1 pseudogene is annotated in these 269 nt (G+C 54.6%); it reads right to left on the reverse strand.

Annotated elements, in window-relative coordinates:
- Positions 1 to 269: pseudogene (hyfJ, locus tag AC0L3S_RS39390) on the reverse strand (hydrogenase 4 assembly chaperone HyfJ); the annotation flags it as partial.

Here is a 269-nt window from a genome sequence, read left to right on the forward strand (position 1 = left end):
GTCATCCGCCAGTGGCGCGAATGCCCGGGTCAACAGGGCGGTGTGGCTGGCGTCAATAACAATCTCACCAAAAGTCATCACCCCCAGCATCTTACGTCGGGCTTGCTCCTCTTCGACCAGTGCAAGCCAATCTTCGTATTCCGTCAGTGGGCAGCGGAAGGCGACATTCAGACAATCAATCACGCCAACGTGATGGCCGATAGCTAGCGAGTAATACATTACCTGAGAGCTGTGTTCCGGCATCTCGTCGCTACTGGCGACAAACTTTT

This window comes from Bradyrhizobium sp. Ken01 (assembly GCF_055807355.1).